Source organism: Arcicella rosea, from assembly GCF_014204325.1.
Taxonomy (GTDB): Bacteria; Bacteroidota; Bacteroidia; order Cytophagales; family Spirosomataceae; genus Arcicella; species Arcicella rosea_A.
In genome coordinates this window covers 41,305-58,765 of record NZ_JACHKT010000003.1, presented here as the reverse complement: position 1 = coordinate 58,765, position 17,461 = coordinate 41,305, and the positions used below count along the sequence as shown (strand labels likewise).

The window sequence follows — 17,461 nt, the reverse complement described above, 5'->3', positions numbered from 1 at the left end:
GCCTAATTTTTTGAGAAATTTAAGGAATAAAGTGTATCAAAATCATTATTTAATTCTTCTGTAATAGAGTCTAAATAATTTTCTCCAATCAGTCCTGTTTCTGCATCAATAATTGAGTGACAATATATTTGATCATTGAATGAAAGTGCATAAGCTCTTACCTCATCAGGTAAAATATTAATACGTTCATTCTTTTGTTCATCTAAATTTCCAGTACCAAAGTGATTTACAATACTACTAATTGCGGTAGGTCTATTTTTGGTAACTTCTGAGTACATCAATAAATTATTCAAAATGCTTAGTACATAGGGACTGTGAGTTGTAATAATAACTTGACTTTGAGTTTTATTAATTACTAAAGCTAATAATTCCATTAACTTCTTTTGGGCTTTCGGGTACAAATGAGCTTCTGGTTCTTCTATTATTCTGAATGATTTTTGATTTTCATACAATAAATAAAATAAATCTTGTATAACTCGAATTGCTTCTTGCTGACCTGAGGAAGCTGCATTTAATGTCACTGATTTGTTTAACAAGGAATTATATACTATTTTCTCTACTCCATCCGAATTGTCGTATTTACCTTGTAAAATGTACTCTGCATTTATTTTGAAAAAAGATAATATTCTATTTGAAATAAACTCTTGCTCATTATTATTAATCAGTAAATCGAAATTATTACTTTTAAAATAATCATACAAAAATTTAGAATGTAATATAAAAGCCTTCATCAAGTGCATGTCAGCAGATTTAGGTGTTTCTTCATTTGATTTCGGTGTATTATATAAATTTCCAAAAAATAAGGTTTGAAATTGTTCAGGATATGATACCGTAATATTTCGCCCTGCTGGAAAAAACATAGGAACATAATCATCATGAAATAAAATATTCACTTTTTTTGATATTCCATTAATCATTCTTGTTTTGGCTCTTTCCAACACAATATAATTGTTTTCACTTGGCTTAGTCTGACTATTGGCAAAGGCATTAATCTCTTTAATAAGTAATCCTGTTTGTTTATTTATCTTATTAAAATACTTTCCCTCAAACTCAACGTTTAAACTATTATTCTTTTTGCATAGTTTCAAAAATGGATTTTGTTTTACATCTACTGTATGGATATTGTAGTAAAATACTATTTCAAAATCATTTTCTAACTCAGAAGTATATCCAAAATAAACTTTAAACTTATCTTGAATTTTATTCACAAATTGAGTAGCTAAAACTTCATTTGATTCTTTCGCATTTTCATAAATCAAATTAAAATAATCTTCCTTCAACGATTTGAAAAAGTAGATTAACTTAGCTAGAGTACTTTTTCCACTGGCTTGTTCTCCGATGAGGAATAAGATATTTTTAATCTCAATTTCTGCGGAGGTAATTTGTCTAAAATTTTTGACTACAATTTTTTGCATCACAAAGGTTATTTTAACTAAAAATATTCTTATTCGGGATGTAAATGTACATAAAATAGGAATTGATTGCATATCTAGTAACAAACTACTTTCTTACTCACAAAACAAAACCACTTCCCAACGAAAAGCCCATTTCCATTTGATAGAAAAACGAGTGAAACCTGCCTGTTGAATGATGTTTTCTAAATCTGATTTTCGGAAGGCTCGCCACACTGAAAGCTTAGCGTCGTTTTTTACTAAGTATGATTTTAAGAATAATTTGGTAATCCAAGCGATGGAATGATAGGCAAACCAATGTCGGTGTATATCGTTAATCACAATTGCTATACGACTTTGCTGTTTGAGTTGTTGGAGTAATTTGACTAAACTTTCATCGTCAAAATGATGACAAAAGAGTGTCATCATAACAATATCAAAAGAATGTTCTTGAAATGCTTTCGCAAAAATATTTTGATGTAAATAGGTTATTTCTGGAAATTGAGCCGTTCTTTTTTGGGCAAATTCAATCATAAAATCGTTGGCATCAATGCCAATCAGAGTTGTTTTTAATTGCTTTTTCCTTGCCCATTTAGCTATTACCATCAACATATCTCCTCCGCCACAGCCCAAATCTGCTATTTTATAAGTATTTTTTGTTGGGTTTGAAGCCTTTAGCACAGTTGCTAATCCACTAATTGTTACTTGGTTTCCACCCAAGTATTGATTGATGATTGCCAATTCTTCCAAATTCTGACGGAGTGCATCGTTATCTAAATCTAAGTCGTCAATCAGTTCTTTTTCTGTACTTCTAAATGATAAATCTGGCATATCTTTGTTGGTGAATAGTCGTTGAAAGTTTATGAGTTTAGAGTTTATGAGATAATCATATCCACGAGTAAAAGTAGTGTAATATATTTAATTTCTTCAAAACATGAATTTAGATTTAACTGATAAAAACGCCATCGTATGTGGCAGTACGCAAGGACTTGGGCGAGCTTCGGCTATTGAATTAGCTTTACTTGGAGCAAACGTAACTTTGGTTGCTCGAAACGAAGACTCACTCAAGGAAACTCTTAAAAGCTTGGATAGTTCAAAAGGGCAGCAACATACTTATTTTGTCGCAGATTTTTCAAAACCAGAAGAAGTAAAAGCGGGGATTGAAAAACATCTTGAGGCAAATCCAAGCGTTCATATTTTGGTGAATAATACGGGCGGCCCAGCAGGCGGAGCGATTTTAGAGGCTAAGATTGAAGAATTTACACAGGCATTTTCTAATCATTTAATTTGTAATCATATTTTGGTGCAAGCCTGCGTACCCAGTATGAAATCAGCAGGTTTTGGTAGAATCATTAATGTGATTTCTACTTCGGTAAAACAACCCATCAATGGCTTGGGCGTATCGAATACTACTCGTGGAGCGGTGGCTTCTTGGTCAAAAACCTTGGCAAACGAATTAGGGCAATTCGGTATTACCGTCAACAATGTTTTGCCCGGTTATACCAAAACAGCACGTTTAGACTTTGTGGTAAATGCCAGAGCCAATGCCGTAGGTTTGGCTAAAGAGGAAATGGAAAAAGTATTTCAATCGGATATTCCAGCAGGAAGATTCGGCGAAGCAGAAGAGTTCGGAGCAGCGGTAGCTTTTTTGTGTAGTCCTGCCGCTGCTTATATCAATGGAGTGAATTTGCCTGTGGATGGTGGAAGATTGACTTGTATGTAATCTTGGTTTATCCGAAGTCAGTATTAAGAAAAAATAAATTGAGAATTTAAACCTATAAGGATTTGAGGTTAAATCTCTTATTTTTAGTTCATTATATTAATCCTTATAGGTTTAACTAAATACTTATCAATACCAAACTTGGTCTAATCTTCCCAGATATTCAAAACCTTTATTTTCTGATAAAATTACTTGTAAATCATCTCCTACATTCGGGTACATCGCCAATTGATTTAATGAAGTAATTGGTTGCCAAAGGACTTCTAATGCAGAGGTTTCTTTGGCATTTAGTGCAGGGATTCCTGCTATAATGCTTGCTTTGAAAACACAGTGTAATACATCTGTTTTTTGTTGTGGCAAAATTACTTCGCCAGCTACCAGCATTGCTCCAACGGCAATTTGTATGCCTAATTCTTCTTGTAATTCTCTGATAAGTGTATCTGTAAGCGTTTCGCCAGCATCTACATTTCCACCGGGTAAATTAAAAACATCCGTATCGCCGTAACGATAACGCATCAATAATACCTTTTCATTTTCTATAATGGCTACACTTGGACGTACTTTCATAAGTTTCTAAGGGTAAAATGTTAATGGTTTGTTAATTAAAGCTTATTCTGATAAACTATGTAGGGGACAAAACTCTTCCTATTGTCTATACTTCACAAACATAAAACTTAAACTGTCAATTTTATGAAAACCTCGCAAAAATCTTTAATAATTGCTATTTCAATATTTATGCTTTCAGCTCTTTCTTCATGTTTTGTTCATATCGAAGACCCTATGCCAGCTTATTATGAACAGCATGATTATTATAACTTCAAAAATTTCGACCAAATAAAACTGAGAAATGCTTTTAAAGTAAATGTAATTCAAGGAAATTCTTATCGCATTGAAGTCATTGGCGACGAAGCAGACCTTGAAGAATTAGATGTGTATGTTCGTAACGGTACTTTGTTTGCCGAATATGTGAATTATAGAAATCGTAGATATAATGTTGTGATAAATATCACCATGCCAAGTTTAAGAATGGTCGATTTTTCTGGAGCAAGTAATTCATACATTGAAGGTTTTTCATTACGAAATCTGAACATTTACTTGTCGGGTGCTTCGCAATTAAAAACAGACTTAGACGTACAAAACCTAGTTTTTGATATTTCTGGTGCTTCACAATTATCAATGTATGGCGACGGAGAAAAAATTATTGGTACTGTTTCTGGTTCATCACAAGTAAATAATTTCAATTTTATTACGGATGAACAAAATTTAGATGTTTCAGGAGCAAGCAGAGTAAGAGTAAATACGATAAGATTCCTAAGAGTATCAGCTTCTGGAGCAAGTAATGTACGTTATAGAGGAAATCCAACGCTTGAAAGAAGTACTTCTGGAGGCAGTGTGGTTGAACGAGATTAAATTTAATTTCTAAACCAAATCGAAAAAGGGGCAATATATTGTTGCTCCTTTTCTATTTTTGAGGCTGTATCCAATTTTCAATCGTTATTACTCATGCCAAGCATCAAAGATATTACCAATTATTTAGAGCAACTCGCCCCTCTGGCTTATCAAGAAAGTTATGATAATGCTGGTTTAATTGTTGGTTCACCACAAACTACCGTTTCAGGAGTACTTGTCACGCTTGATTGTACCGAAGAAATCATCCATGAAGCCATCAAAAGAGATTGTAATTTGATTGTGGCACATCATCCTATTGTCTTCAAAGGTTTAAAACGTTTCAATGGAAAAAATTATGTAGAACGAGCGGTAATGCTCGCTATCAAAAATGATATTGCCATTTATGCAACACATACCAATTTGGATAGCGTAAAAGGTGGCGTAAACTTTATGATTGCTGAAAAATTGGGCTTGGAAAATGTCCGCATCCTTTCCCCTAAAAAGCAAATCTTGAAGAAATTAGTCACGTTTGTGCCAACAGAAAATGCTCCCAAATTGCTAGAAGCACTTCATGAAGCTGGTGCTGGACAAATCGGCGAATATAAAAATTGTAGTTTTTCGGTAGAAGGAAAGGGAAGATTTACACCATCGGGGAATGCGAATCCAGTGATTGGTACTTTAAACGAAGCCGAAGAAGTAACAGAAAATAGAATTGAAGTAATTTTTGATGCTCATCAAGAATTTAAAATTATCAAAGCCTTAAAATCGGCTCATCCTTATGAAGAAGTAGCCTATTATGTCAGTGTTCTTGAAAACGAAAATCAAGAAGTTGGTTCTGGCGTAGTGGCAACATTAACAGAATCTTTATCTGAAATTGATTTCTTAACGATGCTGAAAAGTAAAATGGCATTAAAAATAATTCGACACACGCCATTATTAGGCAAAGAAATTAAGAAAATTGCTCTTTGCGGAGGAGCTGGCGGATTCTTATTGAAAGATGCCATTAGTCAAGGAGCAGACGTTTTTATTACCGCAGATTATAAGTATCATGAGTTTTTTGATGCCGAAAATCAAATTATTATCTGTGATATAGGACATTATGAGTCAGAAGTTTATACAAAGGAGTTAATTGTTAGGTATTTGTCTGAAAAATTTAGTAATTTTGCGGTTCTCAAAAGTCAGGTCAATACAAACCCTGTACAGTATTTTTGATTTTGTTATCAGTGATTCGTGATTGGTTCAAATTGATTAATTATCTTTCCTTGAAAATGCAGGATAATTAGTCCATCTCAACTAATAACTTAATACCGATAGCGGTTACACAGATAAAACCGAATAAAACCAATGGCAGCAGTAGCAACCGAAACAACCATTGCTCAGAAATTAGAAGCTCTTTTGAAGCTTCAAAACATAGATTCAGCCTTGGATGGCATCAAAAAGATGCGAGGCGATTTACCCGAAGAAGTACGTGATTTGGAAGATGAAGTTGCTGGTATTGAAACCCGTATTAGCAAATTCAACAAAGAAATCGCTATTTTGGAAGAAGACATTACAAAAAACCGTAATGCGAAGAAAGAAGCTGAAAAGTTGGTAAATAAGTATAAAGACCAACAAATGAATGTCCGCAATAACCGTGAATATGATGCAATCTCTAAAGAAATTGAATTGCAACAACTTGAAATGGAATTGGCTGACAAACGTACTCGTGAATTTGAATTCAAGATTTTGAATAAAAAAGACGACGTTTCTGAAACAGAAACTCGTTTGAATACTCGTAAAAAAGACCTTGATGCAAAAAAGAAAGAATTAAATGTTTTGATTGCTGAAAGCGAAGAAGACGAACAAAAATTAATGAACAACCGTGATAAGGCTGTGAAATTTGTGGAAGAACGTTTATTACGCCCTTACGATAAATTGCGTGGAAATTATCCAAACGGTTTAGCAGTTGTTTTAGTAAAACGTGGTGCTTGTGGAGGTTGTTTTAGTGCAGTTCCACCACAACGTCAGGCTGACATCAAAGACAAGAAAAGAATCATTGTTTGCGAACACTGTGGTCGTATTTTGGCAGACGTTGAAGACATCGTTTTCATCTCTAAGAAATAAGCCCTTTTGGTTTGCAAGACAAAAAGCCCGTAACCTCAACGTTATGGGCTTTTTTGATGTTGATAAAATCGTTTAGGATTAGTCTGCTAGCCAACAATTTTCTTAAATAAGATTGTATAATTTCCGTTTGTACAATAATCAACGCATCCAATGACACAAAATCCTCCAAACCATATTGAAAAGATTCAGCTTTGGTTGAGAAAATACGCTTCAAAGAAAATACTCCTTACTTTTTGGATGATTTTTTTGTTGCTAAATACTTCTGGAAAAGCCTCAGATTTCGAAATGAATAACGCCATGCAAAAAGCATATTCTGAAATCTTGAAAATGAAAATTGCCAGTGGAAGAAGTATTTTAGCCCATGATAAATCGGTAAATGGCGTAAATACTTATCTAAACAGTTATGCCGATTTAATAGAATTGATGATTACGGAAGATAAAACGCTCTATGAAAAGTTTATCAATCATCAAGACGAACGCATGGATTTGATTGAAAATCTTGATAAAAAATCGCCTTACTTCCGTTTTTTATTGGCAGAACTTCATTTGCATTCAGCCTTTGTAAAATTAAAATTCGGACATGAAACCAAAGGAAGTTGGGAAATTATCAAAGCCTACAAGCTCTTGGATGCCAATGCTAAAGAATTTCCTAATTTTTTACCAAATCAAAAATCACTTGGTTTATTGCATATCTTAATTGGTTCAACACCAGAAAATTATCAATGGATTATTAAACTAATTGGACTAAAAGGGAATATCAAACTCGGTTTAAATGAACTACAAAATGTGATTCATAAAGACAGTGTTTTTAAAGAAGAAGCACAATTTTTAGAGTATGTCGTTCATGCTTACATCCTGAAATTTAATCCTAAAAAACTCAATGAATTTCAGCAATTCATTCACCAACATCAAGATAATTTACTCTTCCAGTTTTTCGGCGTAACTACTTTTATGAAAGAAGGAAAAAGTGAAATTGCTTTCGATATTCTTGAAAATCGCCCAGAAAGTACTGAGTATTTATCTTTTCCATTTCTTGAATATCTGAAAGCAGATATTTTATTACAGAAAGGACAGTATCAATTGGCTTCAAAAGGCTTTCAAACTTTTTTGACGCATTACAAAGGTTTTAACTTTGTAAAAGATACTTACTATAAAATCTTTTTAACTTACTGGTTGAATAATGAAGATGCCAAAGGAAAAGCTTTTTTAGAAAAAGTAAAATTGAAAGGCGAAAATATTGTTGAAGCTGACAAGGCTGCAACTAAATTTGCAGATAACTTTTTAGCATCAAATCCTAAAAAACAGATTAGCCAAAAAGTATTGATGAAAGCTCGTTTGGCTTGTGATGGCGGTTTTTATGATAAAGCTTTGATGATTCTGGAGAAGTATTCTGAAAGTAATTTTGAACAAATTCAAGACCAAATGGAATTTAACTACCGAAAAGGAAGAATTTTTCAATTGTCAAACAATATTCTACAAGCAATTCCTTTTTATGAACGTGCAATTATTTTATCAGCACAGCAAATTGTTTCTTTTGGTGCTAGTTCGGCTTTACAATTAGGTTATATTTACCAAGCAAAAGGTGATAAAGTAAAAGCCAAAAGTTATTTTGAAAAAGCTATTTCTTACAAAAAACACGAGTACAAAAATTCTATTGATAATAAAGCAAAAGCCGCTTTGAATGAATTAGGATACTGAAGAATGCGGAGTTTCAAACGACAAATTCTCTTTAAATGAAATGACATTGTTTATGAGATGTTGTTCTCAGAAGTAAACAATTAAAATATCATAACAAAATAATAAGCCGAAAGCTAATTGCTCAAATCGATAAAACCTAATAATCAAATTCATGAAACTACTTAAGTTACTTGCATTAATTCTTACTTTCCAATTTATTAACCATACTACGAAAGCTCAAGCGATTAGCTATTATCCTTTCAATAGTCAATTGTCGATTGCTACCAATCCTACTAAAGTAGTTTGGATGGATTTTCGTTTTCAGATGAATTCATTTACAGCTTCATTGAATACAGAACCCGCTTTGATGGTGAATCTTGGTTATACTAAAAATGCCTTTATTTATGCTGGCGGTGGAGTAAACTTTGGAATTGTGGCGTCTATTATTGATAATCAAGACATTGTAAAAGGTTATTTCGGAAGTGTGGGAATGCGTGCTTATCCTTTTGAGAAAGCACCAAAAGTAAGTGTCAATTTTGAACTCAGTCCCTATGTGAATTATGACGGAACAAGTGGCGTTTTCAGAGCTTGGCTAGGTGTTGGCTATCATTTTGGCGGGAAGAAATAATTTGTAGAGAAATTTAAAAACAGAAAAGACTTCGTTTCAGCGAAGTCTTTTCTGTTTTTAACCTAATTGATTTTAAACTGTACTCTACGATTTTTTGCTTTATTTTCATCAGTATCATTAGGGACAAGTGGTTGCGTTTCGCCATAGCCTTTTGCAATCATTCTGTCGGCTTTAATGCCTTTGGTCGTTAAGTAATCTACCACCGCCTTTGCTCTTTTTTCTGAAAGCTTCAAGTTGGCATCATCATTTCCAACATCATCTGTATGAGCTGAGATTTCTACTTTTATCGTTTTATTGCCATCCAACAAAGCCACCAAACGGTCTAACTCTTCTCCAGATTCAGGTTTTAATTCAGCTTTACCAGTTTCAAAAGTAATATCTTGTAATTGCACAACAACATCTTTCTTCAAAACCGCTAAAGGTATTTTCTTCAATCTATCTTTAAAAGCATCCACAGTATCAGGCTTGAATGAGCGAGAGAAAAACGAATAGCCTAAAGTATTGGCAGCAAATTTGTAAAGCTTGCCAATTTCAAGCGTAACATTGGCAATGTCTTTATCCACTTTTACTTCTAGTAATTGTTTCGTTTCAGCATCCATTACTTTTACTTTTGGGTCTTTCAAAATTGCCTTCGTGTCTTTATCAAGTAATTGAAACTGGAAAACTAATTTCTTTGGAATCAATTCAATATTTTTCTCAATATTATCCGTTTCTTTGGCAGTACTCATGTCCATTTTACCACGATAAGGCAAATAATCTGCCAATGGCGAAGTCGTTACATCATACTTACTTCCAACTCTATAAATCATAGAAAACAAACCGTTAGCATCTACAACAGTATTGATGGCTCTTTCTTTTGGATTAGTACTTTTTGAAGTCAATTTTATGGCAATTGGTTGTTTGGTAATGGCATCAATTACTTTTCCGTCAACGGTTACTAATTTATATTTTCGGTATTTATCAGGAATGGTTACGGTATAAATATCGCCAGCAGTATGATAATACATTAAATCACCAGCGGCCGAAACAGAAGCAAATTGGTCGTCTTCTTCAGTATTGATGTATTCAAGATTGATTGGAGTACTCCAAGAGCCATCATCTTCCTGAAAAGATTGATATAAATCAAAACCACCGACTCCATCTTTTCTCACAGAACTAAAAATCAACGTACGATTATCTGCCATAATTCTAGGAGCTTTCTCGCAATCCATATTGATGGGTGCTGGTAATTTTTCGGCTACTCCCCAAGTATCATCTTCTTGTTTTTTTGAAACCCAAATGGTGTAACACAAAGCTTTGTCTTTTCTTTTCGAGAAATTATCACGGATAAAATACATCGATTTTCCATCAGCAGAAACCGAAGGAAAACCTTCGTAAGCTTTGGTATTGATATTATTATCAAACGTTTTTGGCTCTGACCAATCTGTGCCGTTCCAAGTAGAATGATAAATATCCATATCGCCTTGTCCACCTTCAAAAGAAGCAAAAAAGAAAAGCGTTTTTCCATCGTAGCTAATAGATGGTCCACCAATCAAGTCATTGTCCTTCCCGATTTTATTGATATTCACGATGGGTTTTGGTGGCGTCCATCTATTTTTTTCATTTTTTGTAGTGTAATACAATTCCCATTTTCCTTCGCCAGCACGATCGGTTTCAAAAATCATGGTTTTGTTGTTGGCACTGATGGAAGGAGCGTATTCATTAAAGCTTGGATGATTCACTGGTGGGCCTAACGAACGGCGTACTTGGGCAAAATTCACAGCAGTATTGCATAGGCACAACACCGTAAAAAATAAGAGCGAGCTAAGACGATTCATTGAAATTTCTGGTTTGGTTTTATGAAATTTTCTAGGCTTAAAGGCAAAATCCAAAGGTTGATAAATACCAAATGAGCAGCATATCTTGGCTGGATTTCTAAACAAAACACATGAATTAAAATATATAAAAAAGTACTTATTAAAGTACAAAAAGCAAATACTTCAATGGCAATTAACTGTTTCTTTCTGAACAATTTAAAAAGATAAATCGCATTACTAAAATAACTAATTAAAACTGTAAAAGTTGATAAAAGAAAAATCGCCTTCATCAATAAATTCCAAATAGGGTTTCTATCTGGCGGACTGCTCTTTGCAAAAAACCAATAAGAAGTAAAATAAGGTACTAACAAACGAATGGCTCGCTGTAACGATTGACGAATGTTTGCTTGCCAATTGGTTTTTACTCTTTCAATCGTCATTGGTTTTAATATTGCTCGCAAAGCTTCACCATTCCAATGAAGTGGATCGGCAATTTTTTTAAATTTTGTAATGTCTTCAGCATTATAACTTCCTTTCGCTTTGGCGTTGAAACCGACATAAATACTCCAAATTCCGTTTTGTGGAGGCTGATAAGCCCATTTCCCTGAAATGTTTCTGTATAGATTCATTGAAAGAAACAAGAATAAACTAAAGACAAGTCCATACTGCCCTAGTGTTGCTTTGCTGATATTAATTAATGATTTTTCACTAATTACTTTCAGGTAAAAAAGCCCTAAACCGAAAAACAATAAATAATAGAAACTCAAAGGACGAACAAACTGTGCCAAGCCAAAAGTAAATGCAATGGCTAAAATCAATAAAGTTCTTCGTAAAGTACCAAAAGTATTTTCATTTTGCAAATACCTGATTAATAGAAAATTACCGATTACAAAAAAGAATAGAAAATTAAACTCAGCCGCCAGAAAACCCATCAAGCTTAAATAGGATACACAGATAGAAAGACTAACTGTTCCGATATATTTTATCCAAGAAAATTGCGTTTTGAAACTAAAATGGGTTAGAATAATTGCCGTGAGATATTGACAAATATTAAGAAATTGTATGATTGCTGGATTAACGGAATGAAAGATGTTAAAAACTTTACTGATTAAAAACGGATGTCCAGGTGCTTGAAAGAAAAGAAATTGCGGAGACATTTCTCCAGTTGCTAAAAACAAAACGCCCTCATCATAATAATTTTTGAAATCTGAAATTTGAGTATAATTCCAAAGAGTAATCAATAATGTATAAAAGACAAAAAGTATAATAAAAAAAACACCAAAAATTTTAAGCTCAAAGGAACTCAAAAAAGGCTTGTCTTCAGAAATTTTCATTAGTGATTGATGGAAAAATATTACAATAAAAAACTATCTTACTAGCAAGATAGCACCTTTAAATATCAAATCATTGCTAGATTTTACCACATAAGCATAAGTAACCCTCGTTGAGTGGACTGTTTTTGTAAGTACCATCCCACGGAGTTGAATATCCCTTAGAATAGAAAATTAACTCACCCCAACGGTCATATATCTCTACAATTACATCAGGATTATTTTTAATTCCATGTATCTCCCAAGTATCATTAACGCCATCGCTATTGGGGCTAAAGGCATTTGGTATCAATATTTTATCCGATTCTACACAATCTTTTACAGTAAAAATTTCTTCTTTTTTTGATGGGTCTTGTGGGAAACAAGGCTCTCCATCAGTTACTTCTACAGCTACTTTTATTTGATAATCTCCAGTTTTTTTAGTGGGGGTATAATCCAAATTTTTTGAGCTTGATGTTTGGGTTACGTCATCTATTTTCCATAAATATTTAGAGGTAGCATTACCGCCATTAGCAGTAAAAGTTATTTTATCACCTCCACATGGTGAAGCACTGTTAGAGGTAATTGTAATTGTTGGAGGTGTATTGCCATCATAAAGAGCTTTTACTTCGGCAGCATTAAGTGGGCGGTTGTAAAGGTGAATGTCGTCTAATGCACCTTTAAATCCTTGTACTCCCCCATTTCTTATTCCAAACCTAGCCTTTTCAACAGCATCACATCCATAATATGGTTTTGTATTATTTGAAGAAACGCTTTTGGCAAGTACCCCATTAATATATAAATTTAAAGTTAAATCATCTCTTACAGCAGTGAGATGATACCATTTGCCAATTTCAGGAAGTGTGCCTATTGCTAATGGGGTATTAGCAAGGGCGGGCTTATTATAAACACCAAAATCAAAGCCTACGGCATTGAAATAATTATAGCTTAAAGCTAGTGTTTGGTCTCCACACGCTCCTCCAATAGCAATCATTCTATATGAGTTTCCACTAGTGGGTATGTCACTTACAAAAACCCACATGGCATAAGAATAATTATCAAATGAAAACTTATTATCTGGAAGGTCGATAAAACTATAACCATCGAAACGATATGCACTATTAGGATTACCAAATCTATCTACTGTCAAGACAGCACCGTTTACAATTCCATTATTATTATTTCCAGATTCGTCTTTTGCATTTGCGTTGAAAGGGTAGCAACCAACTAAACCATTTTTTAGATTGATTTGCCCTATTGCAGAGGTAGAAAATAAAATTAATAAAAGTAGAATATTGTTTACTTTTTTCATATTAGGGCTTGAAGTTTTTTAATACTCTCAAAATTAGTAATTTTGTATTTTAAAACAATTTTAAATGAACGAAAGAGAAGCAGGTTTTGAACGCCTATATCCTTCTATTTTTGGCAAAATGGCAACCAGATACTATTATTTACGCCAACTTCGCCAAAAAATAGAAGAAGTAACACATCTTTTTATAGCTAATAATTCTCATAAATTAATTCTGGCAGACTATGGTTGTGGGAATAAACCTTATGAGGTTATAATAAAACCCTTTGTAGAAAAATATATAGGGGTTGATTTGCCAGAAAATACTATTGCAGACATACATATATCACCTGAAGGCAGAATAGATTTATCAGACAATGCTTTAGACATAGTCTTATCTACACAAGTGCTGGAGCATGTTGTAAATCCAACATCATATTTGGCTGAAGCACAAAGAGTGTTAAAAAAAGATGGAAAACTAATATTAAGTACACACGGGTACTGGATGTTTCACCCAGACCCTACAGATTTTTGGCGTTGGACATCTACAGGATTACAAAAGGTAGTCTCTGAATCAGGTTTTGAAATCATTTACTTTCGAGGAATTATAGGACGTTCGGCCATGGGCTTGCAGTTGTTTCAAGACGGAATAATGTTTAAACTTCCCAAATTCCTACGTCCAGTTTTAGCTTTATTGGTGCAACCTTTAATTATTTTTTTTGATAAAACTACTGCTCAAGCTACTAGAAACAAAGATGCTTGTACATTTATACTTGTTGCTAAAAAGAAGTAATATATGAATCTCTGCTTTGCATATCCTAATAAATTTCGATTTAGTGAGACCTTTATTCGAGATCAAATAGAGCAACTTCAACCTACAATAACAATATATGAAGGGTGGTATCCTTCTTTAAACCAAGTTGATAAATCTTTTTTGCCATTTCCTTTTAATTATCTATTAATAAGAGGTGGGTTAAGGAGGCTGTTTCCAAAGGTTTATCATAAAATTTATACTTTTTTTCTTTCAAACTATCTTATTGAAAATAATATTGATGTTGTTTTAGCTCAATATGGTCCAATGGGGGCCATATTGGTTGATGCATGTAACAAGGCTAATGTAGGCTTGGTCGTGCATTTTCACGGATTTGATGCTAATGAAAAAGTTACACTTTCAAAGTTTTTGCCATTGTATAAGAAAATGTTTAAAAGTGTGAAAGGTATAATAGCAGTATCCAAAGATATGAGAGAAAAACTTATTGGATTTGGAGCTAATCCAGACACTACTATTTTTAATTCTTGTTTTGTTGATACAAATAAGTTTACTCTAGGAAAACCAGAAGAAAATGATAATGTTTTTATTACGGTAGGAAGATTTACTGAAAAAAAATCACCTTTTTCGACAATAAGAGCCTTTAAAAAGGTTACAGAATCTATTTCTGATGTTAAAATGATAATGATTGGTGAAGGTGAACTTTTAAGTGAAGCTAAAACATTAGCAAAAGAATTAGAAGTTGATAGCTTAATTGATTTCAGAGGAGCAAAATTACCTCATGAAATAGCAGAATCTTTAAAGTCTGCAAGAGTCTTTCTACAACATTCTATGATTGCTTCTAATGGGGATTCAGAAGGTACACCAGTGTCAGTCCTTGAAGCCTCAGCTACAGGCTTACCTATTGTAAGCACTCGTCATGCAGGTATCAAAGATGCTGTTGTTCATGGTGAAACAGGTTTTTTAGTAGAAGAGGGAGATTGGGCATCTATGGCAGAATATATGATTAAACTAATTGAAGACCCAGCCCTTGCAGGAAGGATGGGCAGAGCTGCTCGTAAACATATTGAAGAAAATTATGAAATGAGTAAACGAGTACAAACTTTAAGAGAAATTTTAGAAAAATAATTATATGTCGATTATCAGTAAATACATATTGAAGCCGTTTGGTTTAAAAATTTCAAAAATTCAGAAAGATGAAGATTTTGTTCAAGATTCTGTTTTTTTAAGTATCTATAAACAATGTAAACCTTATACAATGACAAGCATCGAGCGAATGTATGCTCTTTATAATGCTGTAAGATACACCGTTCACAACAATATTGAAGGCGATTTTGTTGAATGTGGTGTTTGGAGAGGAGGTAGCTCGATGATGATAGCACTCACTTTGTTGTCATTAAAAGTAAAAGATAGAAAAATTTTACTTTATGATACTTTTGAGGGAATGTCTGAACCAACAGAGAATGATGTTGATTTCAAAGGGGGGGGTGCTGATAGTTTGCTTAAGCAAAATATCGAGAATAAACAAAATTCAGTTTGGTGTTTAGCGGATTTACAAGATGTTCAGAACAATATGACTCTGACGCAATATCCGCTTAAAAACATTCAATTTATAAAAGGTAAAGTAGAAGAAACTATTCCTAAAAGTATCTCAGAAAAAATTGCTCTTCTTAGGCTTGATACAGATTGGTATGAATCAACTGCTCATGAATTGAAATATCTCTATCCTATTTTAGTACAGAAAGGTGTTTTGATTATCGATGATTACGGACATTGGGAAGGATGCAAAAAAGCTGTAGATGAATATTTTTCTCACAATACTTTACTGTTAAATCGTATAGATTATACTGGTAGAATCGCAATTAAATCATAATGGGCATCGTCATACGTCAAAGCATTAAAAGTTCTATAGTTACATACGTCGGAGTAGTAATTGGAACGGTCAATGTTTTGTTTCTTTACAGTAAATTTCTTTCACCTCAGCAATTAGGTTTATATACGGCTTTAATTAGTTTTCCTCAAGTATTTGCAGCATTTTCAAATTTAGGAACACCCCATGTTGGCGTAAGATTTTTTAGTCGATTTGCCGACCCTGAACGCCAACATAATGGTTTTTTCGGCTATTTATTGTTAGCACCATTCGTAGGTTTTTTACTATTTTTAATAGCTTATGTAGGTTTAAAAGGTGTTTTTCAGTCGGTTTATATGGATAATTCTCCATTACTGATTCAATATTACTGGTACTTGCCTTTAATTACTTTTTTTCTGCTTTATGCTACTACTTTAGAAACTTACAGCAAAGTTCATCTTCGGATTGTTGTACCAACTATTCTCAGAGAAATTTTCCTGAAATCATCTAATTCGATTTTAGCTTTATTATTTGGCTTTAAGTTCATTACTTTCGACCAATTGCTCAATGGCATTATTTTGGTTTATTTCTTGAACATTTGTTTCTTGTTAATCTACATCAAAATCTTGGGGAAACTTTACCTTCGTTTTGATTTTAGTTTCTTGAAACAACCGATTTTCAAAGAAATGTATATGTACGGACTTTGGACTATCCTTGGTGGAGCAACGGCTACGATTTTACCTAATATCGAAAAATTGATGCTTCCTGCCTACAAAGGAGGTTTAGATAGTACTGCAATTTTCTTTATTGCTTCAAGTATCGGAATGGTGATTGCTATTCCTAGAAACGCCATTGCTTCAATCACAGAGCCACTTTTGGCGGAATCTTGGAAGAATAATAATCTTGAACACATCGAAGAAATTTATCAAAAATCTGCTTTGAATTTATTGATTGTCGGCGGATTTTTGTTCTTAGGAATTTGGACAAATATTGATGCTGTTTTTCAAATTATTCCAAATGCGGCAGTATATAGTCAGGGGAAATTTGTGGTTTTAATGGTTGGACTTTACAGTGTTTTCGACATGGCGACAGGATTAAACTCTGAAATTCTCAAGAATTCGCCTTACTATAAATATGATTTTGGTTTTTATATCATCCGCTTCGTAGTACTCTTATTGGTGAATTTAATTTTTATTCCAATTTATGGTTACAATGGTGCGGCTTTGGCAATGTTGGTTTCGGTAGTAGTATATAATTTGGTGAAATTCTTTTTTATCAAATATAAACTTAATCTTCAACCATTCAATTTAGCGACCGTAAAAACGCTTTTATTAGGCTTTTTCACTTATGGGATTACGCTTTTTATTCCAAGTTTTGAAGGTGATATTTGGATGAATTTTGTGAACATCGCCATAAAATCAATTTGCATTACGATACTCTTTGGCGGAGGCGTTTTGTTTTTTGAAATATCAGAAGATTTGAATAGAACGGTAAAATCGTTATTGAAAAAAGTGATTGGATAGTTATTCATATAGTCAAGA

General features: G+C 33.4%; 16 protein-coding genes. 10 read left to right on the top strand and 6 right to left on the bottom strand.

Annotated features, from left to right (window positions below):
* Positions 1-2 precede the first annotated feature (2 nt).
* Together HNP25_RS03080 and HNP25_RS03075 are read right to left on the bottom strand one after the other, a co-directional pair.
* Positions 3-1,415, bottom strand: coding sequence for an AAA family ATPase (locus HNP25_RS03080; protein ID WP_184130114.1), 1,413 nt, complete (start codon positions 1,413-1,415; stop codon positions 3-5).
* Between the two features lie 93 nt (positions 1,416-1,508).
* Positions 1,509-2,222 carry a methyltransferase domain-containing protein gene (locus HNP25_RS03075; protein ID WP_184130111.1) on the bottom strand — a complete coding sequence of 238 codons (714 nt, stop codon included), beginning with the start codon at positions 2,220-2,222 and terminating at the stop codon, positions 1,509-1,511.
* A 103-nt stretch (positions 2,223-2,325) separates the two neighbouring features.
* Between HNP25_RS03075 and HNP25_RS03070 the strand changes: the two genes are divergently transcribed.
* Positions 2,326-3,114 (top strand): SDR family oxidoreductase, encoded by a 789-nt coding sequence (locus HNP25_RS03070; protein WP_184130108.1) that lies wholly within the window; start codon positions 2,326-2,328, stop codon positions 3,112-3,114.
* A 126-nt stretch (positions 3,115-3,240) separates the two neighbouring features.
* Here HNP25_RS03070 and HNP25_RS03065 read toward each other — a convergent pair whose 3' ends face one another.
* The gene (locus HNP25_RS03065; protein WP_184130102.1) at positions 3,241-3,678 is read right to left on the bottom strand and encodes an NUDIX domain-containing protein; all 438 of its coding nucleotides are present in this window, start codon (positions 3,676-3,678) and stop codon (positions 3,241-3,243) included.
* Between the two features lie 123 nt (positions 3,679-3,801).
* Here HNP25_RS03065 and HNP25_RS03060 point away from each other — a divergent pair, with 123 nt between their 5' ends.
* The 5 genes from HNP25_RS03060 to HNP25_RS03040 all read left to right on the top strand — a co-directional run bounded on the left by HNP25_RS03060 (position 3,802) and on the right by HNP25_RS03040 (position 8,908).
* Complete coding sequence (locus HNP25_RS03060; RefSeq protein ID WP_184130099.1) at positions 3,802-4,521, top strand: head GIN domain-containing protein; 720 nt, start codon at positions 3,802-3,804, stop codon at positions 4,519-4,521.
* Between the two features lie 93 nt (positions 4,522-4,614).
* Complete coding sequence (locus HNP25_RS03055) at positions 4,615-5,712, top strand: Nif3-like dinuclear metal center hexameric protein (RefSeq protein ID WP_184130096.1); 1,098 nt, start codon at positions 4,615-4,617, stop codon at positions 5,710-5,712.
* Between the two features lie 132 nt (positions 5,713-5,844).
* Positions 5,845-6,603, top strand: coding sequence for a zinc ribbon domain-containing protein (locus HNP25_RS03050; protein WP_184130078.1), 759 nt, complete (start codon positions 5,845-5,847; stop codon positions 6,601-6,603).
* A 150-nt stretch (positions 6,604-6,753) separates the two neighbouring features.
* Positions 6,754-8,301, top strand: a complete 1,548-nt coding sequence (locus tag HNP25_RS03045; protein ID WP_184130075.1) for a tetratricopeptide repeat protein — start codon at positions 6,754-6,756, stop codon at positions 8,299-8,301.
* Positions 8,302-8,452: 151 nt separating this feature from the next.
* Positions 8,453-8,908: a hypothetical protein gene (locus tag HNP25_RS03040; RefSeq protein WP_184130072.1), complete on the top strand. Its 456-nt coding sequence runs from the start codon at positions 8,453-8,455 to the stop codon at positions 8,906-8,908.
* Positions 8,909-8,970: 62 nt separating this feature from the next.
* On the opposite strand, the gene HNP25_RS03035 is transcribed toward HNP25_RS03040, so the two are convergent.
* From HNP25_RS03035 to HNP25_RS03025, 3 genes are all read right to left on the bottom strand, one after another.
* On the bottom strand, positions 8,971-10,725 hold the full coding sequence (locus HNP25_RS03035) for an OmpA family protein (RefSeq protein WP_184130068.1): 1,755 nt from the start codon (positions 10,723-10,725) through the stop codon (positions 8,971-8,973).
* Entirely contained in the window at positions 10,722-12,038 is a 1,317-nt protein-coding gene (locus tag HNP25_RS03030) for a hypothetical protein (RefSeq protein WP_184130065.1), read from the bottom strand. The genes HNP25_RS03035 and HNP25_RS03030 overlap by 4 nt, the downstream gene beginning before the upstream one ends.
* Positions 12,039-12,114: 76 nt before the next feature.
* The gene (locus tag HNP25_RS03025) at positions 12,115-13,326 is read right to left on the bottom strand and encodes a LamG-like jellyroll fold domain-containing protein (protein ID WP_184130062.1); all 1,212 of its coding nucleotides are present in this window, start codon (positions 13,324-13,326) and stop codon (positions 12,115-12,117) included.
* Positions 13,327-13,390: 64 nt separating this feature from the next.
* On the opposite strand from HNP25_RS03025, the gene HNP25_RS03020 reads away from it, so the two are divergent.
* From HNP25_RS03020 to HNP25_RS03005, 4 genes are read left to right on the top strand one after another with little or no spacing between them, the layout of a single operon-like run.
* A complete protein-coding gene (locus tag HNP25_RS03020) occupies positions 13,391-14,095 on the top strand; it encodes a class I SAM-dependent methyltransferase (RefSeq protein ID WP_184130059.1) in 705 nt (234 codons plus the stop codon).
* Positions 14,096-14,098: 3 nt separating this feature from the next.
* On the top strand, positions 14,099-15,199 hold the full coding sequence (locus HNP25_RS03015) for a glycosyltransferase (RefSeq protein WP_184130056.1): 1,101 nt from the start codon (positions 14,099-14,101) through the stop codon (positions 15,197-15,199).
* Positions 15,200-15,203: 4 nt separating this feature from the next.
* Positions 15,204-15,944, top strand: a complete 741-nt coding sequence (locus HNP25_RS03010) for a TylF/MycF/NovP-related O-methyltransferase (RefSeq protein ID WP_184130054.1) — start codon at positions 15,204-15,206, stop codon at positions 15,942-15,944.
* The gene (locus HNP25_RS03005) at positions 15,944-17,443 is read left to right on the top strand and encodes an oligosaccharide flippase family protein (RefSeq protein ID WP_184130052.1); all 1,500 of its coding nucleotides are present in this window, start codon (positions 15,944-15,946) and stop codon (positions 17,441-17,443) included. The genes HNP25_RS03010 and HNP25_RS03005 overlap by 1 nt, the downstream gene beginning before the upstream one ends.
* Positions 17,444-17,461: the final 18 nt, after the last annotated feature.